Source organism: Bradyrhizobium sp. Kon56 (genome assembly GCF_055807635.1).
In genome coordinates this window covers 1-330 of the sequence record NZ_JBVVOU010000255.1, presented here as the reverse complement: position 1 = coordinate 330, position 330 = coordinate 1, and the positions used below count along the sequence as shown (strand labels likewise).

Genomic DNA, 330 nt, shown 5'->3' with positions numbered 1-330 from the left:
ACCACCCGAATCGGTGCGCGGCGGTTGATGCGGGTCAGGCGTTCGCTGAGGGCCGCAACCTGTTCCAGGGCGGTTTTCTGGGGCTGGACAATATCGCTCTGTTCGACCGCTCGGCGCCGCTGCCGCCGGGCTATCAACTGGACCAGGCCGACGGTACGGCGTGGGTGGCCGCCTATGCGCTGGACCTGATGCGCATTGCCCTGGAGCTGGCCAGGCGCAACGGCGTCTACGTGGATATCGCGGTGAAGTTCTTCGAGCACTTCCTGTACATCGCCGGCGCTATCAACCGCGTCGACGACAGCGCCGAAGGGCTGTGGGATGAGCAGGATC

General features: G+C 65.5%; 1 pseudogene. It reads left to right on the top strand.

Annotated elements, in window-relative coordinates:
- Nucleotides 1-330 (top strand): annotated as a pseudogene (locus AC0L3B_RS38865) (hypothetical protein); the annotation flags it as partial.